Source organism: Deltaproteobacteria bacterium (assembly GCA_016709225.1).
In the GTDB taxonomy this organism is placed as follows: domain Bacteria; phylum Myxococcota_A; class Polyangia; order Nannocystales; family Nannocystaceae; genus Xiheibacterium; species Xiheibacterium phototrophicum.
This window is the reverse complement of record JADJEE010000012.1, coordinates 341,804-367,618: the sequence shown is the minus strand read 5'-3', so window position 1 is coordinate 367,618 and position 25,815 is coordinate 341,804. Positions and strand designations below refer to the sequence as shown.

The 25,815-nt window shown below is 71.6% G+C and carries 21 protein-coding genes; 9 read left to right on the top strand and 12 right to left on the bottom strand.

All coding sequences use genetic code 11. The annotated features are described in order from the left end of the window. Positions 1-126: 126 nt before the first annotated feature. Positions 127-768: an antibiotic biosynthesis monooxygenase gene (locus tag IPH07_26485; GenBank protein ID MBK6920971.1), complete on the bottom strand. Its 642-nt coding sequence runs from the start codon at positions 766-768 to the stop codon at positions 127-129. A 22-nt stretch (positions 769-790) separates the two neighbouring features. Next, on the bottom strand, positions 791-1,198 hold the full coding sequence (locus IPH07_26480) for a hypothetical protein (protein MBK6920970.1): 408 nt from the start codon (positions 1,196-1,198) through the stop codon (positions 791-793). Positions 1,199-1,337: 139 nt separating this feature from the next. Between IPH07_26480 and IPH07_26475 the strand changes: the two genes are divergently transcribed. Next, the gene (locus IPH07_26475; GenBank protein ID MBK6920969.1) at positions 1,338-2,342 is read left to right on the top strand and encodes a LysR family transcriptional regulator; all 1,005 of its coding nucleotides are present in this window, start codon (positions 1,338-1,340) and stop codon (positions 2,340-2,342) included. On the opposite strand, the gene IPH07_26470 is transcribed toward IPH07_26475, so the two are convergent. The 7 genes from IPH07_26470 to IPH07_26440 form a co-directional block, all read right to left on the bottom strand. Continuing rightward, positions 2,285-3,514: a DUF2252 family protein gene (locus IPH07_26470; protein MBK6920968.1), complete on the bottom strand. Its 1,230-nt coding sequence runs from the start codon at positions 3,512-3,514 to the stop codon at positions 2,285-2,287. The genes IPH07_26475 and IPH07_26470 overlap by 58 nt on opposite strands. A 22-nt stretch (positions 3,515-3,536) precedes the next feature. After that, positions 3,537-4,757: a hypothetical protein gene (locus IPH07_26465; GenBank protein ID MBK6920967.1), complete on the bottom strand. Its 1,221-nt coding sequence runs from the start codon at positions 4,755-4,757 to the stop codon at positions 3,537-3,539. Positions 4,758-4,815: 58 nt separating this feature from the next. After that, on the bottom strand, positions 4,816-6,228 hold the full coding sequence (locus IPH07_26460; protein MBK6920966.1) for a penicillin-insensitive murein endopeptidase: 1,413 nt from the start codon (positions 6,226-6,228) through the stop codon (positions 4,816-4,818). A 100-nt stretch (positions 6,229-6,328) separates the two neighbouring features. Further along, positions 6,329-7,201: a hypothetical protein gene (locus IPH07_26455; GenBank protein ID MBK6920965.1), complete on the bottom strand. Its 873-nt coding sequence runs from the start codon at positions 7,199-7,201 to the stop codon at positions 6,329-6,331. Between the two features lie 85 nt (positions 7,202-7,286). Continuing rightward, positions 7,287-9,095 carry an ABC transporter substrate-binding protein gene (locus IPH07_26450; protein ID MBK6920964.1) on the bottom strand — a complete coding sequence of 603 codons (1,809 nt, stop codon included), beginning with the start codon at positions 9,093-9,095 and terminating at the stop codon, positions 7,287-7,289. Between the two features lie 118 nt (positions 9,096-9,213). Further along, complete coding sequence (locus tag IPH07_26445; GenBank protein MBK6920963.1) at positions 9,214-10,098, bottom strand: tetratricopeptide repeat protein; 885 nt, start codon at positions 10,096-10,098, stop codon at positions 9,214-9,216. A gap of 2 nt (positions 10,099-10,100) precedes the next feature. Continuing rightward, positions 10,101-12,137: a protein kinase gene (locus tag IPH07_26440; protein MBK6920962.1), complete on the bottom strand. Its 2,037-nt coding sequence runs from the start codon at positions 12,135-12,137 to the stop codon at positions 10,101-10,103. Between the two features lie 526 nt (positions 12,138-12,663). Between IPH07_26440 and IPH07_26435 the strand changes: the two genes are divergently transcribed. From IPH07_26435 to IPH07_26425, 3 genes are all read left to right on the top strand, one after another. Next, the gene (locus tag IPH07_26435; GenBank protein ID MBK6920961.1) at positions 12,664-13,029 is read left to right on the top strand and encodes a hypothetical protein; all 366 of its coding nucleotides are present in this window, start codon (positions 12,664-12,666) and stop codon (positions 13,027-13,029) included. 105 nt (positions 13,030-13,134) lie between these two features. After that, positions 13,135-15,159: an NAD-dependent DNA ligase LigA gene (ligA, locus tag IPH07_26430; protein ID MBK6920960.1), complete on the top strand. Its 2,025-nt coding sequence runs from the start codon at positions 13,135-13,137 to the stop codon at positions 15,157-15,159. A 138-nt stretch (positions 15,160-15,297) separates the two neighbouring features. Then, positions 15,298-16,650: a serine/threonine protein kinase gene (locus IPH07_26425; protein ID MBK6920959.1), complete on the top strand. Its 1,353-nt coding sequence runs from the start codon at positions 15,298-15,300 to the stop codon at positions 16,648-16,650. Between the two features lie 4 nt (positions 16,651-16,654). Here IPH07_26425 and IPH07_26420 read toward each other — a convergent pair whose 3' ends face one another. The 3 genes from IPH07_26420 to IPH07_26410 are packed head-to-tail and all read right to left on the bottom strand — an operon-like array spanning position 16,655 to position 19,918. Beyond that, positions 16,655-17,227: a histidine phosphatase family protein gene (locus tag IPH07_26420; protein ID MBK6920958.1), complete on the bottom strand. Its 573-nt coding sequence runs from the start codon at positions 17,225-17,227 to the stop codon at positions 16,655-16,657. Between the two features lie 16 nt (positions 17,228-17,243). Further along, on the bottom strand, positions 17,244-17,648 hold the full coding sequence (locus tag IPH07_26415) for a hypothetical protein (protein MBK6920957.1): 405 nt from the start codon (positions 17,646-17,648) through the stop codon (positions 17,244-17,246). A 50-nt stretch (positions 17,649-17,698) separates the two neighbouring features. Then, the gene (locus IPH07_26410) at positions 17,699-19,918 is read right to left on the bottom strand and encodes a PAS domain-containing protein (protein MBK6920956.1); all 2,220 of its coding nucleotides are present in this window, start codon (positions 19,916-19,918) and stop codon (positions 17,699-17,701) included. A 168-nt stretch (positions 19,919-20,086) separates the two neighbouring features. On the opposite strand from IPH07_26410, the gene ybaK reads away from it, so the two are divergent. The 5 genes from ybaK to IPH07_26385 all read left to right on the top strand — a co-directional run bounded on the left by ybaK (position 20,087) and on the right by IPH07_26385 (position 25,807). Beyond that, the gene (gene ybaK, locus IPH07_26405; protein ID MBK6920955.1) at positions 20,087-20,569 is read left to right on the top strand and encodes a Cys-tRNA(Pro) deacylase; all 483 of its coding nucleotides are present in this window, start codon (positions 20,087-20,089) and stop codon (positions 20,567-20,569) included. Between the two features lie 136 nt (positions 20,570-20,705). After that, positions 20,706-21,179 (top strand): formate dehydrogenase subunit gamma, encoded by a 474-nt coding sequence (locus IPH07_26400; protein MBK6920954.1) that lies wholly within the window; start codon positions 20,706-20,708, stop codon positions 21,177-21,179. After that, complete coding sequence (locus IPH07_26395) at positions 21,176-22,726, top strand: formate dehydrogenase (protein MBK6920953.1); 1,551 nt, start codon at positions 21,176-21,178, stop codon at positions 22,724-22,726. The genes IPH07_26400 and IPH07_26395 overlap by 4 nt, the downstream gene beginning before the upstream one ends. Position 22,727: 1 nt before the next feature. Next, entirely contained in the window at positions 22,728-25,574 is a 2,847-nt protein-coding gene (gene fdhF, locus IPH07_26390) for a formate dehydrogenase subunit alpha (protein ID MBK6920952.1), read from the top strand. Next, complete coding sequence (locus IPH07_26385) at positions 25,571-25,807, top strand: formate dehydrogenase subunit delta (protein ID MBK6920951.1); 237 nt, start codon at positions 25,571-25,573, stop codon at positions 25,805-25,807. Before fdhF ends, IPH07_26385 begins: the two co-directional genes overlap by 4 nt. The last annotated feature ends 8 nt before the right edge of the window (positions 25,808-25,815 follow it).

Below are 25,815 nucleotides of genomic sequence, written 5' to 3'. Positions count from 1 at the left end.
CCCGGCCGGCCGCGAGATGCCGGCCGGACGCGGGTCTGTGCGATCCGTCGGGGCACGGGCGCCTGTAGCGACCCGCGCTCGACGATGGGGGCCGACGGCCGCGAAGGATCGGAGCTCGGCGGCCATCTAGAATGGCGGGACCCCAGCGATGCGCTCGATGGCGGTGTCCCAGGAGATCGGCAGCTGCGCTGCCGTGACCGTGAACGACGTCACGCGACCGGTCACGCCGACCTCGGCGGTGGCCGCCATCGCCGTGGCATGGGCACCGCTGCCCACGAAGGCGAGCATCGAGGCCTCGTCGCGCCAGATCGAGATCGTGCGCGCGAACCCGCAGGTTGGTTCGATGGCGAGGCCGTAGGCGACGAAGCCGGGCTGGCCGTCGAGCTGGGTACCGACGTCGGCGACCAGGTCGAGGAAGCGTTGTTGCTGGTCGGAGATCGGGAGGATCTGCGTGGTGCTCACGATGTACTCCGCTTGCGGCTCGACCAGGCCCGCGTCGGGATCCAGGCCGGGCCCCGCCAGGGCACGCGCCTCGAAGAGGCCCGGGTCCTGGCACGCGTAGAGCGCTTCGAGGTCGGCGCCGGTGGTGCCCGCGCTGCCGTAGCCGCCGGTGGTGCCGCCACTGCCGCTGCTGCTGCCGCCGTCGGTGGCGCTGCCGGTGGAGTCGGCGGCGCCGCCTCGGTCGTCGTCGGTGGCGCACGCGCCCGCGAAGAGGAGCACGCACAGCGATGCGCGAAAGCGGAGGGAATGGTTGCAGGGGTGGGTCATGGTGTCGTTCCTTGGCTTCGGTTCAGGTGGAGGGTCGCGTGGTGACGGGGGGCGAGGCCTCGCGGGGACTCGAGACCACCGTGCCGAACACCAGCTCGGCGAAGTCGCGATCGAGTCGCCGCGAGTGGAAGTCGTGTTGGATCGCGTAGGCGTCGACGCGCGCACGGCTGCCGGCCGGCAGGCCCGGGCCCATCACCGCCACCCAACGGGCACCTGCGTCGCCTTCGATCTCCAGGTAGGTGTAGCCGCCGGCCGGGAGCACACGCTCGACCTCGCCCTCGAACACCGCGACGATCGGGGTCGCGGCCGCGAGCGGACTCGCGGTGTTCACCCGCGTGGCGTCGGGCGGCGGCGGCGTGCCATCGGCGCCCGTCGAGCACGCGGTCAGGAGCGACGACAGTGCGAGCAGGGCCACGCGACGAGGCGGCACGGCAGGTCGGTTCGGGGCAGTGCAGGATCGCATGGCCGCAGCATGGCCGGCGGCCCATCATGCGTCCAACGCATGGCATCGATGAGGGTCATGAACTGCATCGATGCCTGGCGGCGTGGCTCTGCTACCGTCGTCGTCGATGCCGGACGGTGGTCTCGATCTGGGTGCGATCGATCTCAACCTCGTGCACGCGCTCGACGTGTTGCTGCGGGAGCGCAATGTCACCCGTGCCGCGGCGCAGCTCGGCCTCACGCAGTCGGCGATGAGCCACCGCCTCAAGCGGCTGCGCGAGCTGCTCGAGGATCCCTTGTTGGTGCCCGGGCGCGGCGGGCTGGTCGCGACCGCGCGCGCGCAGCAGCTCGGACACGGGCTGCGCTGCGCGCTCGAGGATCTGCGTGGCGCGTTGTCCCGGCGCGAGCACTTCGACCCCGCCACCAGCGAGCGGACGTTCGTGGTCGTGACGACCGACTTCGCCGAGTTCGAGATCCTGCCGCGGGTGCTGCAGGTGACCACCCGCGAGGCCCCACGCATCTGCACGGTGATGCGCGAGCCGTGGCCGGGGATGGTCGCTGCGCTCGAGCGCGGCGAGGTCGACCTCGTCATCGGCCCGTCGCTGTCTCCCCAACCGGGGCTGGTGCAGCGCCGCGTGGGCGAGGACGACTTCGCCTCGTGTGTGCGCGTCGATCATCCGCGGCTGCGTCGCCGGCTCGACCTCGAGACCTACGTCGAGCTGCGGCACCTGGTGATCACACCGACCGGAGGAGACGGCATCTCGCCGGTCGACGAGGCCCTCGCCGCGCGCTCGCTGCGACGCGAGGTGGCCATGCGGGTGCCACACTTCGTCGGCGCACCGTTCATCGTCGCGCGCTCGGATCTCCTGCTGACCGCACCGCGTTCCCTGCTGGTCCACGCCGCCGAGTTGCTGCCGCTGCGGCTGTTCGACCCGCCGCTGCCGCTGCCGACGGTTCGCACCGTGATGACCTGGCACGAGCGCGTTGGCGACGATCCCGGCCACGCGTACCTGCGGGAGCTGGCGGCGACGTGCACCCGCGACGCGATCGCCCACCGCCGCGGGCGGCGGGGGCGTCAAGAGCCGCCCGCGCGGGCTCGCTCGGCATCGAAGCCGGGGGCGAAGCGCGCGTAGGCGAGATGCACCGCGCGGTGCACCGACGCCATCGCGATGCTGGCGTCGAGCATCGCATCGTCGTCGACGTGCCAGCCCAGCACGGCGTCTCGCTGCGGCGCCGCACGCAGGTGGGCGGCGGCGATGCGGGCACCCAGCAGTTTCGCGAACACGGGCAGATGCCCGCGCTGCAGCGTGTCGGCGTCGAACTTGTTTTGCTGCGGCGTGAGCCGGCGGCCGACGAACGAACGCCCGCCGTCGGCGTCGATCACCGCCGCGAGGCGCCGCGCCGGTCGGTGCGGCAGCAGGCTTGCCGCGGCGACCACTCGCAGTGCGTCGGGTTCGGACGTGGCGGGCAGCGCCCGCACGCGATGCACCGCGCTGGCGTGGCATTCCTTGAGCTCGACCAGGCGCACGCGATCATGACGTCGCAGCACGAACGCCAGCCGCAGGTAGCCGAGGTTGCCGGTGCCGGCCACGCGCTGTGCGACGTCCTCGAGGTGGGTGCGCGCGGGGTGTTCGGGGGCGCGGTCGCCGAGCGCGTCGAAGTAGCGCTCCAGCAGTCGCGGCGCGGCCTCGCGGAGGTCCGGCGGCAGCTCGAGGTAGCGGCGGGGGTGCCGGATGTATCGCCAGTGTCCGTCGACGCGCTCGACCCGTTCGCGCAGCAGTGTGCGCTGGCGGCGTGCGGCCACGCGCTGCACCGCGTCGTCGAAGCGCGGCGCCAGTGGGTCGGGTCGGTCGTCGTCACGCGCGATGCGTTCGCGGTAGCTGGCCAGCAGCGCGCTCGCGCAGCGGATCTGCGTCACGGGCTCGCCGCCCAGGTCGTCGGCGGCGAGCAGCATGCTGGTGGTCGCCCGCAGCAGGTCGAGGGCGAGCGGACCGTGCGTGGCCTCGTCGAAGTCGTCGATGTCGAAGACGGTGTGGCCGTCCTCGCTGCGGTAGATGCCGAGGTTCTCCACGTGCATGTCGCCGACCATCCAACCCACCGTGGCGCGGCCCGGCAGCGGCGGCAGGACGCCGTCGACGAGGTCGTAGAAGAGCGCGGTGCTGCCCCGCAGCAGGCCGTGCGCCGAGCCGATCATGCGGCGCCGCTTGTGCTCGAACAGCGAGGGGAATCGTCGGGTCGCGATCGCGTCGCGCGTCAGCTGGGCGTGGGCGAGCGCTGCGGCGTCGAACGGGCCGACGGCAATCATCCGCCCAGCATAGCCGCAACGTTCACGCCGGCGGCTCGCCTTCGGCGCGCGCCAGCGCTTCTTCGGCGGCGAGCCGCTCGCGCGGGTGGTGGATCACGCCGGCAATCCGGCCACCACACAGCGGGCAGGTCAGCTGGTCCTTGGTGAGGGTCTGCCCGCACTTGGGCTCCGAGCAGCGTGCGTCGGGCAACAGGCGACCGATCAGCAGGCCCGTGAGCGCGAGGCCGCCGGCGATGAGCATCGCCTTCCACATCTCGAACTCGACGCCGACGTTCATGCGCCCGGCGAGCATGCCCAGCAGCAACACCGGCAGCCCGAGCATCCGCGCCAGCCGCATGGCCTTGCTGCGCTCGACCCGGAAGACCGGCTTGCCGGCGTTCATGCCCTGCACGCCCTTGTCTTCGTCGAGCCGCTGCTCCATCGAGGTCGCGGGGTCGTCGGGCAGGGGCGCCGTGAGCAGCGACAGCGCGGGCGGATCGGGCCATTGCGCCCGCGGCGGCACCGCGAGACGGTCGGCCAGCGCCTGCGGCTGCGCGCGGAACCACGTGCGCGCGGCGGCCACGAACGCTGCTCCGTCGGCGCCGAGCCGCTCGTCGATGCCGCGCATGCGTGCGCCCTCGGTGCCGCGTAGCTCGAGCACGACCGCCAGCGCGAACGCGAGGCTGCGGGGGTCGAGCACACCGATGCGGGTGGTCGTCGCTTGCACGCGTCCACCCGCGCGCGAGGTCGAGCGACGCACGGCGGCCGGCACCGTCACGAGGCCGAAGCCCAGGAACACGCTCGTGAGATCGACCTGACGCTCCTCCCGCTCGGGATCGCCGGTCGCGAGCCGGTGCTGCTTGCGGAAGATGGCCGACGCGACCCGTGCCATCGCCGGCACCAGCACGAAGGGATCGCGCAGGCTCGACTCGCGCACGCGCACCTGTGGCACGCCGTCGACGACGCCCGCGAGCCATGCGGGCGAGCCCACGCCGGCCGGTGACATGGGTCCGAGGCCGAGATCGGGCTCGACGACGATGCGCGGCTGCACGCCTTCGAGGTCGGCGTACACCAAGAGTCGACGCAACACCCGTGCGACGCTGGCTTCGCCGCCGCCCCAACGATCGGGGAAGTGGCGCTCGTCGGGCTCGACGAGCGGGGACAACACCAGGTGCTCGTAGCCGCGCGCGCGCACGAGCCCGGCGAGGCTCTCGAGGATCGCGTCGCGCTCGTCGGCTGCGGGGAGCAGGAAGTCGCCGCTCATGGGGACGCCGCCGGTGTAGCACGGGGCGTGTCGCGATCCGACGGCCCGCCCCCGCGCGTCAGCGCGACTTGCAGCGGCTCTGGCCCTGCGCGCACGAGAACCGCACGTGCAGGTGGTCGGTGTGGCCGGGCACGTGCTGGATGAATGCCGCGGTCCCGGTCGGACGCGGGTACTCCATCCACTTCGCCAGCGCGGCCTTCGACAGCAGCTCCTTCGAGAGCGCGTAGTCGTGCAGCAGCTTCTGCAGCTCGCGATCGATGTAGATCTCCTCGACCGCGCCGGAGTCGGCCAGCAGGAACAGCAGCGCCCAGGTCTCGGCCGCGTCGAGGTTCTTGCCGTTCATCTCCTGCCAGTTGAGCTCGGCACCCGACGCCAGCACCTGCGGATAGCCGAGGTCGACGTCGCGACCGGACTGGTGGGTGCTGTGGGGCTCGAGCCGTCCGCCGGTGCGGTTGGCCATGTTCCCCACGAGGATCGGCTGGACGTTGCCGCGCGCTTCCCAGCGGTCGAGCAGCACGTCGAGCATCGCGACGGTCGTGGCGGTACCCCAGGTCTTCCACGGGATCGCGAGGATGCGGCGGCCCTTGCCCTCGAGCATCGGCACGCCGCCCTCGAGCGAGCCCGCCGACGGGAACCCGACCGACTCGCTGGTCACCGCATCGTCGCGCTTCCACACCACCACGCGGGTGTTGGGCGCCAGCTCGCGATCGAGGGGGATGCCGGGGTTGAGCGCGAGGATCTCGTGGTGGAAGATCTTGAAGAGGTTGGCGACGTTCTCCAGCGTGCCGCCGCGGCGCACCGTGTAGCGGATCTGCGACGGCAGCTCGAGCCCGCTGGCCCACGCGGGATCGTGGCGCGGCAGTCGGTCGGTGTCGGGCATGCCCGGCGGCGTCGGCTCGGCCGCGTCGGCATCGGGCCCCGGCCCCACCAGCTCCGGCACCGGCGGCGCGTCCGCGGGCGGTGCGTCCGCAGGCTCCGCGTCCTGTGGCGCCAGCGGTGCGTCGGCGGTGCGCGGCGCGATGCTGCCGGGGATGTTCGCGCTCGGCACCTCGGCGTCGGGGCGGCAGCGCAGGATCATCACGGTCGCCCACAGCATGCCGGCGCCGGCCAGCAGCCACGCGCCGGCGGGGACCCGCCCGCGGCTGCGCGGGGGCGAGGCGGCCGGGGCCTCGCGTTCGTCGTCGTCGCGGGCGTGGTCGTCGTCGTGGTCGCGGTCGTCGTCGTCGTCGCTTGCGTCGCGTTCGTCGTCGTCGTCGCGTTCGTCGTCGCGGGCGTGGTCGTCGTCGTCGTCGCTTGCGTCGCGTTCGTCGTCGTCGGGGCGGCCGGCCGGCGCGTCGTCCTCCGGCGGGGACGCCTCGCGCACGGGCGCGCCACCGGTGTCGGCATCCGTGTCGGATCCCGGCCAGTCGACGAGGTCGTCGTCACCGACGGCGCCCATGTGGACCACGGGCCGCTTGCGAAGGTCGCTCACGGAAGCCTGGAGGCGAGAGTCTACTGCCGACCCCGCGCCCCAGCGCAAGCGCTTTGTTGTCGAGCCCGCGCATCGGGCGAGCCGACGCGTCGCACAGCTTTCACGGCGCCGGGCAGTCGACGTAGACCAGGTTGATGCTGCGTTCGAACGTCGGTGGCTCGGGGTCTTCGACCGTGCACTCGCGCTCGGGGTGCGTGACGCTGATGGTGTACGTGCCCTCGGGTGCGGGCGGCAGGTTGAACACGATCGCGACGGGATACAGGCCCCACTCGATCGTGTTCTGGTTCAGGATCGGCTGGCCGCTCGCGTCCGGTGCGTAGTAGGTGCCAGCCGGCGGCGGCGGATCGATCGTCACGACCGCACCGGTCGCGGTGTTCTGACGCAACGCGATGAGGAACACCGCGGCGGTCTCGTCGACCATCACCATCGGGTCTTGCATCTGCAACGCACCGATCTGGATGTCGATGACGTCGTTGGAGACCTGCGAGAGATCGTAGTCGTCGAGCGACTCCGAGCCGAGACGGGCGGGGACCACCGCGCCCCAGTAGCTGTCGTTGCCCGCGATAGCGATGCGGTGGAACGAGTCGGGTGCGAGACCTTCGATCACGTAGTTGCCGGCGTCGTCGGTGACGGTCTCGAAGCCCGGCTCGTCGAGCAGCGACAGCTCGGCGCCGACCAGCGGCGCCATGGCGAAGAAGTCCCGCGCGATGCCGCTGATCGAGAGCACCACCGGGCCGCCGTCGCTGGAGCTGCTGCCGTCGACCCCGCCGCTGCTGCTGTCGGCCATCGCGGTGGTCGACGATGTGGTGCCGGTGGTGGGATCGCCGCTCGAGCTGCCGCTGCTCGAGCCGTCGCCGCCGCCACCCTTGGGGTCGTCCTTGCCGCACGCGCCGGCGAGCACCAGCGCGCCGGCGAGCGCGAGCGCAGTCGGGGTAGAGTTCCAGCGACGTAGGTTCAATGCAAGGCGCGTCATGCCAACAGCCTACCACCGCAGGGGTCGACGGCCCTCGCCGGGGCGTGATCCGGGCACACGCGCGCGCTTCCGGAGCGGGATCCGGTCAGCCCGGAATCGGCATCCAGGTGCCCTCGGTCGAGGGCTCGGGGTCGAGCAGGTAGATCCGCGTCGGCGCCGAGTTCGGCATGCTGCCGTCCGGCGGCATGCTGGCGTCGAGCACGTCCCAGCCCCACACGTCGGCGCGCACGTCCCCGGTGGTGAGGTCCCACTGCAGCTCGCCGCTGACGCCCTGCAGGTCGACGGTACCACCCGTGGCCAGCACGTTGCGCGCGTCCTGGATGAAGCCGAGGTCGGTACCCGAGAACGAGATGAAGTCGCCGTCGTCGGCGACCAGCGCGGGCATCGCCAGCGAGATGGCCTGGCCCGTGACGTCGGTGTCGGCGTCGATCGTGCACATCGCGAACAGCGTCGCGAGCGTTGCGTCGTAGCTCAACGCCGCCGAGGTCAGCGGGTCCTCGAAGTTGAATGCGATGCGATAGCGTACCGAGAACGCCTCGAAGTTCTCGGGGTTGAGCACCACCGGCGAGGTGCCCTGCAGATGCGCCTCGATCAGCGGCTTGAGCGGCACCAGGGCGCCGGTGCCGGAGTCGGGCCCGATCTCGTTGATGAAGCGCTCCATCTCCGGCACTGCTCCGTGGGTGACGGTGAACAGCGGCATCGGATCGCCGCCCATGCCGTCCCAGACCACGCCGAGGTACGAGTAGAGCAGCGCCTGGATCTCGCTGGTGCCGATGAACACCACGTGCGTGTAGTAGGGACTCGCGGCCGGCGAGGCGGCGGCGCCCGCCAACACCATGCCGTAGGCCTGCAGCAGCTCTTGCTGGCTGCCGAACGAGGTCGGGTCGGGATAGGTGTCGGTGTAGATCGCTGCGCTCGGCAGTGCGACGTTCAGGTCGTCGAGGATGGCCGCGAGGATGCCGTTGCCGTAGGCGTCGTCCTTGGCCAGCACGAGCAGGTTCGAGACCGGTGTGACGGCGTCGAGGTCCGCGAGGCGATCGACGAGTGCGTTGGATTGGTAGACGTCGCCTGGAATCGTGCGCCACACCAGGCCGCTGTCGTCGAGGTTGGCGATCGACATGGCCGACGCGGTCGGCGAGATGAGGAAGGTACCGGCGTCGACGGTGACGTCGCTGGCGACGTCGAGTACCGCCTCGGAGAACACCGGGCCGACGATCGCGGGGACCTCGACGGTCGTGACGAGGTGGGAGGCCGCCGCCAGCGAGGCGGTCGTGCCCGCGGCGTCGTCGCACCCGACCCACGCGATCTGCCGATCGCCCTGCAACGTGGTGGTGTCGTTGAAGTCGTCGATCGCGAGCTGGATCGCGTTCTCCAGCGGCTGCACGAGGTTGGTGAAGGGCTCGCCGGTGGGCATCACCGAGCCGACGAACACGACGTTGTCGCGGTCCTCGGGTGCGCTACCGGGCCAGCGCACGGTCTGGCACTCGGGCGAGAGGAGCTCGACGCAGGTGCCGGCGGCGCCGCAGCGCTGATCCATCTCGCACTCGGAGTTCTTGCTGCACGCGGGCGTACCGGTGGTGTTGCCGCTGTCGCTGCTGGCGTCCTGGCCGCTGCTCGAGTCGGCGACCGTCGTGGTCAGTGTGGTCTCGGTGGTGGTGACCGAGTCGGTCGCGGTGGTCGTGGCGTCGGTCGCCGAAGCCGACGACGGTGGCACGCAGAAGCCGTCTTGGCACTGGCCCGCGCCGATGGTGTACGGACAGTCGGCGTCGGCGGTGCACGGGATCTTCTCGTCGAGATCGAGCGCCAGGCTGCACGCCGCGATCCCCAGCGGAAGGCCCAGCAGGCCGCCGATGGCGGTCTTGCGTACGGAGTCGGCCAAGTCGGTGCGGGTCATGTCGAGCCTCTCTGCAGTCGCGAAGAAAAGAGCTAGGAGGACACCGTACTACGCCGCTTGGCGAACGACAAAGGTGGGCGGCGATCGAGCCCGCGCGGCCGACATCTGCGCGCCGTCGTCAGAAGCGTCCGGCGAGTGCGACGCCGACGTGTCGGCTGCCGACGCTGGGTGCCGCGCGGGCCCACGGTCGCGGTCGCATCGCGCTGCGTTCGGCCTTCTCGCTGCGGCTGCGGGGCTTGCCCAGGGTGCTCAGCACCAAGATCAGGCCCACGCCGGCCACCACCGCACCACTGATGATGAGCCCGTCGGCCACCGCCGCGCGGCCCTTGGCCTCGTGTCGTGCGGTGAGCTTCTCGTCGACGAAGGCGGCATCCTTGGCGTCGTTGGACTTGCCGATCGCCAGGCCGCCGAACACCGCGCCGATGACGAGCACGCCACCGCCGGTGCCCAGCAGCGAGTAGCCCGCGAGCCGGAGCTTCTGCTTGCGGGACTTGCCCGGTGCATCGGCCGGGGTCGTCGGCGGGGTCGGATCGTCGGTCGCAGGTCCAGGCTCCGTCGCCGGCCGCTGGTCGCGCTCGATCTCCTCGAGCGCGGGCTTGAGCACCTTGAGTCGCGCGACCGCGGCCTCGCGGGCCTCGAGGTCGACGCCGGGCTGCTGCACGAAGCGCTGGTAGTACTTCACCGCGTTGGCGAGGTCGCCCTTCTCCTCGTACACGCGGCCGATGTTGAACAGGTAGTTCGGCTGCGCATCGAGGGCGTAGGCGCGCTCGAACAGTGCAATCGCCTCGTCGTATTGGCGGCCGCGGAAGGCCTCGACCGCGGCGCTGCTCAACGCGTCGGGGTCACCGTCGTCGGTGGCCGCGTCGGGCTCGGCGGTGTGGGCCAACGCGGGCACGGGCGCGAGCAGCAGGCTGGCGACGACGGTGGCGTGCACCAGCGCGCGGGGGTGGCGGAGCGCTCGCGCGAGGGTGGAGGAGGGCGACGCGGTGCGTGCGGAGATCATGCTCACGGGACTTTCTTGACCGGCAGGAACACGTCGTCGCCCTGGCCGCCCTTCTTGGTGGGAAGGAAGGGATCCTTCTTGACGTCGCCGCTGGGTTGCAGCTCGGCCTCGGGGGTGGGCTCGGGCTTCGCGGTGGGCTCGGGCTTCACGGTGGGCTCGGGCTTCGCGGTGGGCTCGCCGACGACGGGCGTCGGATCGGCCGCGTGTCCGGGGCCCTTGCCCCGCAGCTGCACCGAGAGCGGCAGGTTGTCGCCGGCGACGACCTCGATGCTGCCCTCCCATGGCGCGTAGCCGCGGGCGGTGATGCGGACGCTGTGCCGGCCGACGGCGAGCTTGCCGTCGTACGGCGTGGTGCCGGCCGCGTGTCCGTCGATCGCGAGGTTGGCGATGGGCCGCGAGACGATGGCGAACGCGGCGGTCGCCGGGGGATCACCCGCGACGCTCGGCGTGCCCGCGGCGAACAAGCGTGCGATCGCCGACCGGGCGGCGGCGTGGTCGGGATCGGCGTCGAGGATCTCGCGGTAGGTCTCGAGCGCGGCCGCGGTGTCGCCCTCGGACTCGAACCGCGCGGCGGTGGCGGCCAGGCGCGCCAGCACGATGCGACGCTCGCTCGCGGCGACGCGCGCCTTGGCGTCGTCGTCGAGCGCCAGCTCTCGGACGCGCTCGAGCGCGGTGCCGGCCGCGTCGAGCTGGTTGCGGCCGACCTTGGCGTCGATGTCGTCGAGCGCGCTCGCGATCGCGTCACGGCCCGCCTCGCCCGTCGCCGCGGGTGTGATCGCGGCCGGCTTGAGCGCGCCACCGTCGTCGTCGCGCCGCATCATCAGCATCACCGCGGCGACCACCAGCACGGTGAGCACGACGCCGGCTGCCACCGACAGCGCGACCAGGCCGATCGTGCGCGAGGGCACCGGCAGCGGCTCGAGGCCTGGCGAGGTCGCACGGGTGGTGTCGTTGGCGGCCGGCGCGGTGGCGCCGGTCGGCAGCGGCGAGTGGATCGGGCGCAGCGTGCCCGGGATCGGCGTCATCGTCTCGGACTCGGCCATCAGCTCGCCGGTGTTCGCCCGCGCGCCCACCAGCTCGATGAGCCCGGTGTTGCCGACGCCTGGCGGCACGGCGGTCGGTGTTGCGAGGCTCGCGGTCTGGGACCGCGGCAGGCGGAACAGCGACGCCGGCACCACGTCGATCAGTCGCTCGACCACGCGGTCGGCATCGGCGGGGCGCTGCTCGGGGTCCTTCTCGAGGCACTGGTGGACCAGCTCGACCAGCCCGTCGGGCAGCCCCGCGCCGGCGCCCACGACCTCGACGAGGTTGCGCGGTTGCTCGTGGATGGTCTTGTAGAAGACCGCGGCGTTGCTGTCGCCCTCGAACGGCAGGCGCCCCGAGAGCATGTAGTAGAACAGCACGCCGATGGCGTAGACGTCGACCCGCAGATCGATGCTCTCGCCGCGGATGGCCTCGGGCGCGAGGTAGCCGACGGTGCCCATCACGTGTTCTTCGGTGATCGCTTGCTCGCCGCGAAGCAGCTTCGCGAGGCCGAAGTCGAGGATCTTGACGAAGTTCGCCCGACCCTTGCGTTCGACCAACATCACGTTGGCCGGCTTGACGTCGCGGACCATCACCTCGCGCGAGTGGGCGTGTCCGATGCCCTTCAGGATCTGCGCGGCGATGGGTACGAACTCCTCGAGCGTCAGTCGTCGTTTGCGCGTGACGTAGTCCGACAGCAGCTCGCCCTGCAGGTACTCCATCACCAGGTAGCCGCGATCGGTGTCGCGGCCGAAGTCCAGCATCTCGACGATGTTGGGGTGGTGGAGGCCGCTCAGTCGCTTGGCCTCGCGCTCGAAGCGGGCCAAGGCCTCGGCGTCGGTGGCCCAATGGGGCGCGAGTACCTTGACGACGACGTCACGCTGCAGGTGGCGCGCGAGGTAGACCAGGCCGACGCCGCCACGACCGATGAGCCGCACGATCGCGTACTTGCCACCGACCGTCTGACCCACGAGGGGATCCGACACGGACTCGGAGGCTTTCGGGGAGGTCTTCATCGCGGTGCTCGTCCTCGGGGGATGCCGACGCCGGAGGGCCGGCACATGGACACCGGCCGCGCCTGCTGCAGGCCAACGCTCGTGGCGGCAGACGACGAGTCGGCAGCCTCCAAGATGGTTATCCCATTACGCAAAGTGCTTCAAGTTTGACGGGGCGGGGTGTCGACGCCAGCACGCGGTCGGAACGGCATTTGTCGGGCACCAGCGGCGCGCAGCGAGCACAGTGGCGAGCGGCTCGGGAGGTCGTTCGCCCATCGTCGCCGCGTGGCCGGGCGCGGCCGCCGGATCTCACGCATCCCTCTTTGCGTTGCCCTGGCCGCGTGCGTGGCCGGAAGGACGACGGACCACGGCAGCGCGCGTCGACGTGACGGTGCCGCAGCGCGCCGCAGAAGCCCAAGGACGCCTTGGAACGATGTTTGTGCCAGGCCCCGACACCGCGCGGGTCGGCTGGCGTGGGGGCGCGACACGCCACCTCCGAGGGCACGATTGCAAGTCCCTGCAACTGGCGCCAAGAATGCCGGCCAACGTGGCGGTGGCGTTCACCATTCGAGACCCGCTCGGGGTCAGCGGCGAGGTGCGGGGACGTGTCGGCTTTGGCGGCGCGGCCGTGGTGCTCGAGCTCGACGTGCAGCGCAGCGCGACCCGCAAGATCGTGATCGACGTGGAGGAGTTCGCATCGTGCACCTTCCGTCGCGGCATGTTGGGCGCGCGCATGCAGCTGTGGGCGCTCGACGAGGGCGCGCTCGGTGGTGTGCCCGGGGCCTCGGACGAGGGCGTGTGCCTGCAGTTCTCGCGCACCGATCGCGACGCCGCCGAGGCGCTGGCGTCGCGGGTGCGGGGCGCCATCGACGACGCGGTCGCATACAAGGGCGTCGCGCTCTGGCGGGCCTGAACGCGGCGGTGGGCCGGGCGGCGATCGCGTTGACGCAGCCCTGCTAGCCTCGCGCGCGCACCGGTGGCCAAGCGCAGCTCCAAGTCCAAGTCCCCCGCCGACGACGTGGTCGCGCGCGCGCAGCAGCTGCGCCAGCAGATCCGCTACCACGCCGATCGCTACCACCGCGACGACGCCCCCGAGATCGACGACGCCGAGTATGACGCGCTGGTCCGCGAGCTGGCGGCGATCGAGCACGAGCATCCGGCACTGGCCGCTGACGACTCGCCGACCCAGGCCGTGGGCGCCGCGCCCTCGGGTGCGTTCGCACCGGTGGTCCACGTGTCGCGGATGTTCTCGCTCGACAACGCGCTCGGCGACGACGACCTGCGCACGTGGGAGGAGCGGCTCACCAAGCAGCTCGGACACGTACCGCGCGCGTACACCTGCGAGCTCAAGATCGACGGCCTCGCGATCGCGCTGACCTACGAACACGGCGAGCTCGTGCTCGGCGCCACCCGGGGCGACGGCACCACCGGCGAAGACGTCACGCAGAACCTCCGCGCGATCGCGTCGGTGCCCCAGCGCCTGCGCGGTGAGGTGCCCGCCCTGCTCGAGGTGCGCGGCGAGGTCTACATGCCGCTGGCGGCCTTCGACGCGCTCAACCGTCGCCAGGCCGAGGCCGACGCGCGCGCGTTCGCCAACCCGCGCAATGCCGCCGCGGGCTCGGTGCGCCAGAAAGATCCGCAGGTGACCGCCTCGCGCGAGCTCGACATCTGGATCTACCAGCTCGGTCGGCTCGAGGGTGGGCCGCGACTCGACTCGCACTGGGACACGCTCGACTACCTCGCCGCGCTGGGCTTCGCCAAGAACCCCGCGAGCGCACGCGTCGACGATCTCGCCGGGGCGCTGGCCTATGTGGCGGCGGCGCAGGAGCAGCGGGCACACCGCGCGTACCAGACCGACGGCGTGGTCGTGAAGGTCGACCGCCTCGCGGAGCAGCGCGAGCTCGGCTTCACCGCCAAGGCGCCGCGCTGGGCCATCGCGTTCAAGTTCCCGCCCGAGGAGCAGGTCACCAGGCTGCGCAACATCGAGATCAACATCGGGCGCACCGGTGCGGCCACGCCGTTCGCGGTGCTCGAGCCGGTGTTCGTCGGCGGCGCGACCGTGGGCATGGCGACGCTGCACAACGCCGACGAGGTCGCGCGCAAGGATGTCCGCATCGGCGACATGGTGATCGTGCGCCGCGCCGGCGACGTCATTCCCGAGGTGGTCGGGCCGGTGCCGAGCCGGCGTGATGGCAGCGAGCTCGTGTGGCAGATGCCGAGCCACTGCCCCGCGTGTCACCACCCGATCGAGCGCGTGGGCAGCGAGAAGGTCGCGCGCTGCACCGGCGGTTTCGAGTGCCCCAGTCGCGTGCGCGAGTACCTGTTCCACTTCGCGAGCCGCGGCGCGATGGACATCGAGGGGCTCGGCTATCGCACGGTCGATCAGCTGCTCTCGAAGGGGCTCGTGCGCATGCCGGGTGACATCTTCTTCCTGCGTCGGGAGGATCTGCTGCAGCTCGAGGGCTTTGGCGACACCTCGGTGACCAATCTGCTGTCGGCGATCGATCGCGCGCGCACGCGTCCGCTGGCGCAGGTGTTGGTCGCGCTCGGCATCCGCCATGTCGGCACTGCGGGCGCGCGGGTGCTCGCGCGGCGCTACCTCGAGCTCACGGCGGTGCTCGGCGCCGACGAGGACCAGCTCGCAGGGGTCGACGGTGTGGGCCCGGTGATGGCGGCGTCGATCAAGGCCTGGGCCGCCGAGCCCGAGAACGTGCAGCTGATCGCGCGCCTGCGCGACGGCGGCGTCGTCGCCCACGACCCCGAGCCCGAGGGAGGACGCAACGATCTGCTGGCCGGGGTCTCGCTGGTCATCACCGGCACGCTCGCGCGTCACACCCGTGAGGCCGCGGAGGCCGCCGTGCTCGCGCGTGGCGGCAAGCTGAGCGGCAGCGTGTCCAAGAAGACCACCGCCGTGCTGGTGGGTGAGTCACCCGGGAGCAAGCTGGCCAAGGCCGAGGCGCTGGGCGTGCGCCGCATCGACGAGGCGGTGTTCGAGCGGCTGCTGGAGCTCGGGCCGGCCGCGCTCGAGGACGCCGCCGACTGACGCGCGCGGCACTCCGCGGGCGCCACGGCCCCAAAGTCGGGCCCGCGAGGCCCCGTCCCCGACCGCGGACCCTCGCGCCGCGCCGCCGCCCCCGGCCCCCTTTGCAGCTGCGCCCGCGCCGCTGCTAGACTGGCGAAGGTGCCCGAGTCGGGTTTCGACGCGTTCGATGGGCGCAATCCGCCCGCAGGCAAGTATCGACCGCTGCGCCGACTCGCCGTCGGCGGCATGGCCGAGATCTTCCTGGCGTTCGCGCGCTCGGGTCACGGCTTCGAGAAGCTCGTGGTGCTCAAGCGGGTGCTGCCGGCCTACGCCGAGAACCGCGAGTTCATGCGCATGTTCCTCGACGAGGCGCGGCTGGCCGCGACCCTCGATCATCCGAACATCGTGCACGTCTACGACATCGGCGAGCACGCGGGGAACTTCTTCTTCGCGATGGAGTACGTGCACGGCCAGAGCTTGCTCAAGCTCATGCGCCAGATCACCAACGCACGCCGGTGGTTGCCGCTCGAGCACGCGCTCAACGTCATCATCGGCACCTGCGCGGGCATGCACTACGCGCACGAGAAGCTCTCGCTCGACGGCCGTCGGCTGGGCATCGTGCACCGCGACGTCTCACCGCCGAACATCCTCATCAGCTACGACGGCTCGGTGAAGGTCGCCGACTTCGGCATCGCCAAGGCCTCGACCGCCACCACGTCGACGGCGGTCGGGACGCTCAAGGGCAAGATCCCGTACATGTCGCCCGAGCAGTGCCGCAGCGCGCCGCTCGATCGGCGCAGCGACATCTTCTCGATCGGCATCCTGCTGTACGAGCTCACGGTGGGTCGGCGTCTGTTCCAGGCCGAGAGCGAGCTCGGCATCATCCACAAGATCGTCAACGGCATCGTGCCGCCGCCCTCGCAGCTGCTGCGCGGCTACCCCGAGGATCTCGAGCGCATCGTCTACCGCGCGTTGCAGCTCGACCCCGAGCATCGCTACCCGACCGCGCGGGCGCTGCAGGTCGATCTCGAGGAGTTCGCGCGCGAGTACAAGCTGCCGATCTCATCGGTGCGGCTGGCCTCGTTCATGGAAGAGATGTTCGACGAGGAGACCCGCGCGTGGCCGACCGATCCATCGGCGGGCCAGCGCCCGTCGACCCGTGAGGTGCCGGCGGCGTCGTCGTACGACCTGCCCGGCGGCCCGGGTGCGGCGCGACCCAGCCGGCCCCAGCCGACCGCCCACTACGGCGGCGAGCCGAGCTCGCGGCAGGTCACGCCGCCGCCGATGTCCCGTCGCGGGCAGACCGGGCCGAACCCCACCGTCAGCGAGCCCGTCGAGGACTTCGCGTCGATCGAGCAGGCGCTGTCGCGCATGCTCGCCGAGGAGACCAACGTCGGTCGTCTGACCAGCGAGCTCGGCGAGCCCGGCGGCGACGCAGGTGGTGGCGACGACTGGTTCGGCCTCGACAACCTCGAGCTCGAGGACCTCTTCCCCGCCAAACAGAAGCGCTGACGCCTCACAGCGTGGCGAGGATGGCGGCGAGCCGGCCGCGCGGCAGCTCGCGCGTGACGACCTCGCAGTTGGCCAGGCGCCAGCTCGCGATGCCGTCGCGACCGAGGCCGTCGATGGTGCCGAGCACGCCCCGCATCATCGCGCCGTGGGCGACGACCAGCGTGTGGCCGTGGTCCACCTCGCGCGCGGCCAAGAAGGTCAGCACCCGCCGCGTCACCGCGCGCAGGCTCTCGCCGCCCGGCGGCTGCCCCTCGAAATCGGCCAGCAGCGCAAGGTCGCCGGTGTGTTCGAGATCGGCGAGCGTGCGTCGCTCCCAGGTGCCGCAGTTGCGCTCGCGCAGGGCGTCGCTGTGCTCGGTCGGCAGCGAGCGCCCTGCCATCGCGATGGCGCAGGTGTCTCGGGCGCGTGCGAGGTCCGAACACAGCACGCGGTCGAGCGCGAGCGGCCGCAGCACCTCGCGCAGCGCCTCGGCCTGGGCACGTCCGCGCTCGGTCAGCGGTGCGTCGCTGTGCCCGGCGAACCACTGCTGGGCGTTGGCAATGCTCTCGCCGTGACGGACGAACGACCAGGTCGGCATCGACGCGATGGTCGCATCAGACCGACAGCGACGCAGCCGGCGTGCTCACCAGGCGGCCGTTGCGGACCGCCAGCCCGCGCGCGAGCTGCAGCAGCGGCTCGAGCACGGCGTGGGCGTCGTCGAAGCCGGGCTCCAGCGCCAGGCGCAGCTCGCAGCCGTGGCCGCTGTACTCGATGGTGCGGCCCGGCGGGCTCGCGCCGCTCACCGCGAAGCACTTGCCGACCGCCAGCTGCACCAGCGTGACCGGGTCCTCGACGTCGGCGGCGCAGCGGAACTCGGCGAACGAGCGCACGGTGCGTTCGGGATCCCACGCGACGATGTCGGGCGACTCGCCCACGGCCATGCCGCAGACGCGTCCGGTGCCCGCCGTTGGGGCGTCGGTTCGCGAGGCGAGATTGTGCACGTAGAGCGCGAGCTGCATGACCGACCGCGCTAGCACGCGACCGCGCACGGCCGCAAGAAATCGGCGAATCATGGCGCCGCGGCGGCGCGCACGATCGCCTCGATGCGGGCGTGTACCTCGGCGCGGACGAACGGCTTCATCAACACCGGCCCGACCCGGGCCAGGAACGTCGCGGCCTCGTCGGTGAAGGCACCGCCGGTCATGAAGATGATGCGCCGCGCCAGCGCCGGTTCGGCGGCGACGACCGCCTCGTAGAGGGAGGGGCCGTCGAGACCCGGCATCATGACATCGCACAGGACCGCGTCGAATTGCTCGCCGGCCAGCAGCCGATCGCGTGCCCGTGCGGGGTCGTGCTCGAAGTCGACCTGGTGCTGCCGCAGCAGGCGACCCAGCGCTCGCGCCACACCGACGTCGTCGTCGATCACCAGCAGTCGCAGGTGCTGTCCCGGGCCGAGCGGCTGCGGCGGCGTGCCGCTGGCGACGTGCTCGGCCTCCTCGGAGGCCGGCAGTCGCAGGCGCACGCAGGTGCCCGCGCCGACCTCGGTCGACACCTCGATGCGTCCGCCGACCTGCTCGACGATGCGCCGGGTGATCGCCAGGCCGAGGCCCGAGCCCTTGCCAGCAGGCTTGGTGGTGAAGAACGGATCGAACATCCGCGACAGCAGCTCGGGGGTGATGCCGGTGCCGGTGTCCTGCACCTCGAGCTCGATGTCGTCGTGCTCGCCGACGCGCGAGCGCACCGTGATGCGATGGTCGCGTCGTTGCTCGGGCAGCGCGTGGGCGGCGTTGGTCAGCAGGTTGACCAACGCCTGCACCAGCGGCCCCTCGGGGATGCGAGCGTGCAGGCCCGGCGTGAGCTCGCGGATCAGCGTGGCGCGGTGTCGGATGAGGTTCTGCGTGATGTTGATCGCGGCGGTGACCGCTCGCTCGATCTCCACCACGTCGCCCTCGCCGCGATCGCCCCGCGAGAATCCGCGCAGCTCGTCGGCGATGCGGAGGATGCGATGCGCACCCTCGAGTGACTCGGTGACCGGCTCCTGCAGCGGGCCGCCGCGCAGCTCGTCGGCGAGCAGCTCGAGGTTGAGGATCACGTAGGAGAGCGGATTGTTGATCTCGTGGGCGACGCCAGCGGCGAGTGAACCCAGCGCCCACAACCGCTCGGCGCGAGAGAGCTGCTCCTCCGCCACGCGTACCTCGGTGAGGTCGCGGCCGATGACGATCATCGCCGGCGCACCCTCGAAGGACACCGAGCCCGCGGTGCTGACGTCGAGCAATCGCGTGGTGCCGTCGCGACGCACCATCCGCATGCGTGTCGGTGGCACCGCGTCGGGCAGCAGCAGGTGGTGATCGTCGGGGTGCACGAACGCCGCGGGCGGGCGACCGATCACCGCGGCCTCGGGCTGGTCGACGACCCGGAGGAACGCGGCGTTGGCGAAGTAGATCCTGCGCGAGCGCAGCACCACGACCGCGTCGGGCAACGCGGCCAGCACCGCGCGGAACTCCTGGTGCGCGCGGGCGAGCGCCTCCTCGCGCTCGATCCGGTGCGCGAGGTTGCGGCGGATCGCGATGTTGCCCAGGAAGCCCTGCGCGCCGGCGTCGAAGGGTGCGACGGCCGTCTCCGCGTACACTTGTTGGCCGCCCTTGGCGCGGCTCACGAGCATGCCCAGCCAGTCGTGTCCCGTGGTGATCACCTGCATCGAGAACTGATAGAAGGCGGGGTCGTGTCGCGGTGTTTCCGGGTCACGCAACAGCTCGGCGACGGTACGGCCGACGGCTTCGTCGTCGCGGTAGCCGTAGATGCGCCGCCACGCGTCGTTGACCCACGCCAGCCGTGCGTGACGATCGGAGATCTCGATGGGATCGGCCGAGGCCCGCATCGCCGCGAGCGCGAGTCGGGCCAGCTGCGCCTCGCGGTTGGCCGACAGGCCCCGCGTCAGCGCGACGCACAGCGACGACAGCAGCTCCGGCTCCGGCGCGCGCTCGCAGTGGAACGCCAGCGCGGCGTCGGGTCGGGCATCGATCGCGGGTTCGACCGCCAGCGCGATCGCCCACGGCGGCGACGTGCGACCGGGCGCCGACCAGCACGCGATGCGATCGCGGTCGACCTCGATGTCGTCGTGCCCGACCCCGGCGCGCCACCGCAGCGCGAGCGCGCCGTCGGGGCTGCTGCTCTCGGCAACGGCGATCCACGCGGCATCCAGCTCGACTCGGGCGCGCTCCAGCAACGCCTGCAGCCGCGCGGCGAAGCCCTCGCGGTCCTCGAGCAGGTCGGGGGCGAACGCCGTCATCGACAGGAACTGCGAGGATAGCGACTCCGTGGGGCCGTACGCGCGCACCGCCGCCCGAGCCACGTCTGCCCCGGTGGCGACGGGCGCTGGCTCGGGCGCCGAGGCGGGGCGACGACGACCGTGGGGCAGGGGCCGCGCTACCCTCTCGCCCGCGAGAGCGCCGTCGCGATGGCCAAGCCCAATCTCCCCGTCACCGCTGCGATCCGGGTGCTGCGCGAGCACGGGGTCGCCTTCGTGCCCCACACCTACGACTGGGAGCCGCACGGCGGCACGGCCCACAGTGCAGCGTGCCTCGGGGTCGACGAGCACGCGGTGATCAAGACCCTCGTCATGCACGACGAGCAGGCCCGTGCGTTGGTGGTGCTGATGCACGGCGACCGCCAAGTCTCCACCAAGGGGCTCGCGCGGCAGCTCGGCGTCAAGTCGATCGAGCCCTGCAGCCCGGCGCTCGCCGATCGCCACAGCGGGTATCAGGTCGGGGGCACCTCGCCGTTCGGTCTGCGGCGTCCGCTGCCGATCTACGTCGAGCGCTCGGTCCTCGCGTTGCCGACCATCTACATCAACGGCGGGCGCCGCGGCATGCTCGTGCAGCTGGACCCCGAGGTGCTCGTGCGCGTGCTGCGGGCAGTGTCGGTGGACGTCGCGGCCTGAGACGCACGTCCGGCCCCCCGCGCGGCCGCGCCCGTGGTCACCCCTTGAGCCGACGCACATGCATGCGCCGGCCCGCGGCGGTAGCATGCCCTGCCATGCATGCGTGCGCGACGAGGTGTCTGCGGTGAGTGAATCGATGTCACCGGCGATGAGCGGCGCCGTGCAGGCCGCGATCGCGGCCCACCGCGACCGGCCCGGCGCGCTGTTGCCGATGCTGCACGACATCCTCGCCGCGCTCGGCCACGTGCCGCGGGCCTGCGTGCCCGCGCTCGCCGACGCGCTCAACCTGTCGCGCGCCGAGGTGCTCGGCGTGATGAGCTTCTATCACGACTTCCGCGAGCATCCGCCGGGGCGCCACGTCGTCAAGCTGTGCCGCGCCGAGGCCTGCAAGTCGATGGGCGCCGATGCGCTCGCCGAGCGTACGCGAGCGCGGCTCGGCATCGACTTCGGCCAGACGCGGTCCGACGGCGCGGCCACACTCGAGCCGGTCTACTGCCTCGGCAACTGCGCGTGTGCCCCGGCGCTGACGATCGACGGCCGCCTGCACGGTCGCGTCACACCCACGCGCCTCGACGCGTTGCTCGACGAACTCGACGGAGATTCGCGATGACGACCACCGTCTACGTGCCTGCGGATGCGTCCGCGCGCTCGGTCGGCGCCGACGCGGTCGCGGCCGCGCTCGCCGCCCGGCCGGGCGTCACCGTGATTCGCAACGGCTCGCGCGGCATGATGTGGCTCGAGCCGCTGGTCGAGGTCGTGACGCCGCAGGGGCGCATCGCCTACGGCCCGGTCACCGTCGACGACCTGCCGCAGCTGCTCGCGGCCGGCATGCTCGGCGGTGGCACCCACGCGCTGCGCCACGGCGTGGTCGAGTCGCTGCCGTACTACGCGCGTCAGGAGCGGCTGACCTTCGCCCGCGTCGGCCTCATCGATCCGACCAGCGTCGCCGACTACGAGGCCAAAGGCGGCGGGGTCGGCCTGCGCAACGCGCTGGCGATGGCGCCGGCCGAGATCGTCGCCGCGGTGCTCGAGTCGGGCCTGCGTGGGCGTGGCGGCGCGGCGTTCCCCACCGGCATCAAGTGGAAGACCGTGCTCGACACGCCGTCGTCGCAGAAGTACGTCGTCTGCAACGCCGACGAGGGCGATTCGGGCACGTTCTCGGATCGCATGCTGATGGAGGGCGATCCGTTCACGCTCGTCGAGGGCATGACGATCGCCGGGCTCGCGGTGGGCGCGACCCAGGGCTACATCTACCTGCGCTCGGAGTACCCCGACGCGGCCGCCGTGCTGCGCCGTGCCATCGCCGTGGCCCGCGATGCCGGCTGGCTCGGCGACGACATCCTCGGCAGCGGTCGTCGCTTCGAGCTCGAGTTGCGCATGGGCGCCGGCAGCTACGTGTGCGGCGAGGAGACCGCGCTGCTCGAGAGCCTCGAGGGCAAGCGCGGCCAGGTCCGCTATCGCCCACCGGTGCCCGCCAAGCAAGGGCTGTTCGGGCGACCGACCGCGCTCAACAACGTCGTCACGCTGGCCTCGGTCACCACCGTGCTGGCCAAGGGCGCCGCGTTCTATCGCGACTTCGGAGCGGGGCGTTCGCGCGGCACGCTGGCGTTTCAGCTCGCCGGCAACCTCGCGCGCGGCGGACTGGTCGAGCGCGCCTTCGGGGTGACGCTGCGCGAGCTGCTCTACGACTACGGCGGCGGCTCGGCGAGCGGCCGACCGCTGCGCGCGGTGCAGGTCGGCGGGCCGCTCGGTGCATACATCCCCGAGCGCGACTTCGATCTGCCGCTCGACTACGAGGCGTTCGCGGCCAAGGGGGCGATCGTCGGGCACGGCGGCATCGTGGCGTTCGACGACACCGTCGACATGGCGCAGATGGCCCGCTACGCCTTCGAGTTCTGCGCGATCGAGTCGTGTGGCAAGTGCACGCCGTGCCGCATCGGTGCCACCCGCGGCGTCGAGGTGCTCGATCGCCTGCTGGCGCGCGAGCAGCCCGCGCGCCAGCTCGCGGTGCTGCACGATCTCTGCGACACCATGGAGCACGCCTCGCTGTGCGCCATGGGCGGCATGACGCCGTACCCGGTGCGAAGCGCACTGCAACACTTCCCCGGCGATTTCGGCCTCGAGCAGGCCGCACCCGGGCCCTCGCGGAGGCCGTGACATGTACTCGATCCACGAACCCGATGCCGGCACGCCGGTGCGCATCTCCACCGAGCGGGTGGTGCTGACGATCGACGGCGTACAGGTCAACGTGCCCGCCGGCACCTCGGTCATGCACGCGGCCGCCCGCGCCGGCGTGCAGGTGCCGAAGCTGTGCGCGACCGACTCGCTCGAGGCGTTCGGCTCGTGCCGGCTGTGCTTGGTGCAGATCGAGGGTCGTCGGGGCTATCCGGCGTCGTGCACCACGGTGGTCGAGCCGGGCATGAAGATCGTCACGCAATCGCCCGAGCTGGCGCGACTGCGTCGTGGCGTGATGGAGCTCTACATCTCCGATCACCCGCTCGACTGCCTGACGTGCCCGGCCAACGGCAACTGCGAGCTGCAGGAGATGGCCGGCGTGGTCGGCCTCCGCGAGGTCCGCTACGGCTACGCCGGCGAGAACCACCTGACGTCGAAGAAGGACGAGAGCAACCCGTACTTCAGCTTCGACCCCACCAAGTGCATCGTGTGCTCGCGCTGCGTGCGGGCCTGCGAGGAGGTCCAGGGCACCTTTGCGCTGACCGTGCAGGGCCGCGGCTTCGACTCGGTGATCGCGACCGGCGGCGCGGACTTCCTGTCGTCGGAGTGCGTGTCGTGTGGTGCGTGTGTGCAGGCATGCCCGACCAGCACGCTGATGGAGAAGTCGCTCGAGCAGCACGGCCAGCCCGACCACGTGGTCGCCACCACTTGTGCCTACTGCGGCGTGGGCTGCTCGTTCCGCGCCGAGATGCAGGGCAGCACCGTCGTGCGGATGGTCCCCGACAAGCAAGGCGGCGCCAACCACGGCCACTCGTGCGTGAAGGGTCGCTTCGCGTGGGGCTACGCGACCCACCCCGATCGCGTCACCAAGCCGATGATCCGCGCCAAGATCACCGACCCCTGGCGCGAGGTCTCGTGGGAGGAGGCGCTGGCCCACACCGCACGCGAGCTGCGGCGCATCCAGGCCGAGCACGGCGAAGGTGCCATCGGTGCGATCACCTCGTCGCGCTGCACCAACGAGGAGACCTACCTGGTCCAGAAGCTGGTGCGCGCGGTGTTCCACAACAACAACGTCGATACCTGTGCGCGCGTCTGTCACTCGCCGACCGGCTACGGCCTCAAGGCCACGCTCGGCGAGTCGGCCGGCACCCAGGACTTCGACTCGGTCGAGCACGCCGACGTCATCGTGGTCATGGGCGCCAACCCGACCGACGCCCACCCGGTGTTCGCCTCGCGGCTCAAGAAGCGCCTGCGCGAGGGCGCCAAGCTGATCGTCATCGACCCGCGGGCGATCGACCTGGTCAAGCAGCCCCACGTGCAGGCCAGCCACCACCTGCAGCTGCGACCCGGCACCAACGTGGCGGTGATCAACGCGCTCGCCCACGTGATCGTCACCGAGGGCCTGGCCGCCGACGACTACATCGCGGCGCGCTGCGAGCCGGCCGCATTCGAGGCCTGGAAGGCGTTCATCGGCGCCGAGGAGAACTCGCCCGAGGCGCTGGAGTCGACGACCGGCGTGCCCGCGGCGACCGTGCGGGCGGCCGCGCGGCTGTACGCCACCGGCGGCAACGCGGCCATCTACTACGGGCTCGGCGTCACCGAGCACAGCCAGGGCTCGACCACCGTCATCGGCATCGCCAACCTCGCGATGGTCGCGGGCCAGATCGGTCGGCCCGGCGTGGGCGTGAACCCGCTGCGCGGACAGAACAACGTGCAGGGCTCGTGCGACATGGGCTCGTTCCCGCACGAGCTGCCCGGCTACCGCCATGTCACCGATCCGGCCGTGCGTGCGCTGTTCGGCACCGCATGGGGTGTCGAGATCCTCGGCGAGCCCGGCCTGCGCATCCCCAACATGTTCGATGCCGCAAAGGACGGCAGCTTCAAGGGGCTCTACGTGCAGGGCGAGGACATCGCGCAGTCCGACCCCGACACCCACCACGTGCTCGCCGCGCTCGAAGCGATGGAGTGCGTGATCGTGCAGGACCTCTTCATCAACGAGACCGCCAAGTACGCCCACGTCTTCTTGCCGGGCGCGACCTTCCTCGAGAAGGACGGCACCTTCACCAACGCCGAGCGTCGCATCAACCGCGTGCGTCGAGCGATGCCGCCGCGCGCGGGCCTGGCCGACTGGGAGGTCACCGTGCGCCTGGCCGAGGCGATGGGCGTGCCGATGCACTACACCCACCCCAGCCAGATCATGGACGAGATCGCCGCGCTCACGCCGACCTTCCACGGTGTCAGCTACGACAAGCTCGACCGCCTCGGCAGCATCCAGTGGCCGTGCAACGACGCGGCGCCCGAGGGCACGCCGGTCATGCACGTCGATGCCTTCGTGCGCGGCAAGGGTCGCTTCGTGATCACGCGCTACGTGCCGACCACCGAGCGCACCAACCGCGAGTTCCCGCTCATCCTCACCACCGGGCGCATCCTCAGCCAGTACAACGTCGGCGCGCAGACCCGTCGCACCGCCAACGTCGTGTGGCACGACGAAGACGTGCTCGAGCTGCATCCGCACGACGCCGAGCAGCGTGGCATCGTCGACGGCGATCTGGTTGCAGTGACCTCGCGGGCCGGCGAGACCGTGCTGCGCGCGGTGCTGACCGAGCGCATGCAGACCGGTGTGGTCTACACGACCTTCCACCACCCCGAGTCGGGCGCCAACGTGGTCACCACCGAGAACTCCGACTGGGCCACCAACTGCCCCGAGTACAAGGTCACCGCAGTGCAGGTGCGGCGGGTGTCGGAGCGCTCGGCGTGGCAGCAGGGCTTCGCCACCACCGCGGCGGCACAGGCCGGGTTGCTGCCCGGGGGGAGCGACGCGGCGCAATGAACACCGACAAGCTGGTGCACATGGCCAACCAGATCGGCGCCTTCTTCGAGGGCGATCCCGATCGCGAGGCCGCGCTCGACGGCGTCGCGGGGCACCTGCGCCGCTTCTGGGATCCGCGCATGCGTCGCGAGCTGTTGTCGTGCATCGACGCCGGTGGGGCCGAGTCGCTCGCGCCGCTGGTGCGCGAGGCGATCGCGAGGCGGCGCCAGCTGATCGATCCGCCGCCGTCCTGACGCCGCAC

Excerpts from the sequence above, each read along its gene's own strand:
- IPH07_26485 (MBK6920971.1), bottom strand. The coding sequence starts at position 768 with ATGACCCACCCCTGCAACCATTCCCTCCGCTTTCGCGCATCGCTGTGC.
- IPH07_26475 (MBK6920969.1), top strand. The coding sequence starts at position 1,338 with ATGCCGGACGGTGGTCTCGATCTGGGTGCGATCGATCTCAACCTCGTG.
- IPH07_26470 (MBK6920968.1), bottom strand. The coding sequence starts at position 3,514 with ATGATTGCCGTCGGCCCGTTCGACGCCGCAGCGCTCGCCCACGCCCAG.
- IPH07_26465 (MBK6920967.1), bottom strand. The coding sequence starts at position 4,757 with ATGAGCGGCGACTTCCTGCTCCCCGCAGCCGACGAGCGCGACGCGATC.
- IPH07_26455 (MBK6920965.1), bottom strand. The coding sequence starts at position 7,201 with ATGACGCGCCTTGCATTGAACCTACGTCGCTGGAACTCTACCCCGACT.
- IPH07_26450 (MBK6920964.1), bottom strand. The coding sequence starts at position 9,095 with ATGACCCGCACCGACTTGGCCGACTCCGTACGCAAGACCGCCATCGGC.
- IPH07_26445 (MBK6920963.1), bottom strand. The coding sequence starts at position 10,098 with ATGATCTCCGCACGCACCGCGTCGCCCTCCTCCACCCTCGCGCGAGCG.
- IPH07_26440 (MBK6920962.1), bottom strand. The coding sequence starts at position 12,137 with ATGAAGACCTCCCCGAAAGCCTCCGAGTCCGTGTCGGATCCCCTCGTG.
- IPH07_26420 (MBK6920958.1), bottom strand. The coding sequence starts at position 17,227 with ATGCCGACCTGGTCGTTCGTCCGTCACGGCGAGAGCATTGCCAACGCC.
- IPH07_26415 (MBK6920957.1), bottom strand. The coding sequence starts at position 17,648 with ATGCAGCTCGCGCTCTACGTGCACAATCTCGCCTCGCGAACCGACGCC.
- IPH07_26410 (MBK6920956.1), bottom strand. The coding sequence starts at position 19,918 with ATGACGGCGTTCGCCCCCGACCTGCTCGAGGACCGCGAGGGCTTCGCC.
- ybaK (MBK6920955.1), top strand. The coding sequence starts at position 20,087 with ATGGCCAAGCCCAATCTCCCCGTCACCGCTGCGATCCGGGTGCTGCGC.
- IPH07_26400 (MBK6920954.1), top strand. The coding sequence starts at position 20,706 with ATGTCACCGGCGATGAGCGGCGCCGTGCAGGCCGCGATCGCGGCCCAC.
- IPH07_26395 (MBK6920953.1), top strand. The coding sequence starts at position 21,176 with ATGACGACCACCGTCTACGTGCCTGCGGATGCGTCCGCGCGCTCGGTC.
- fdhF (MBK6920952.1), top strand. The coding sequence starts at position 22,728 with ATGTACTCGATCCACGAACCCGATGCCGGCACGCCGGTGCGCATCTCC.
- IPH07_26385 (MBK6920951.1), top strand. The coding sequence starts at position 25,571 with ATGAACACCGACAAGCTGGTGCACATGGCCAACCAGATCGGCGCCTTC.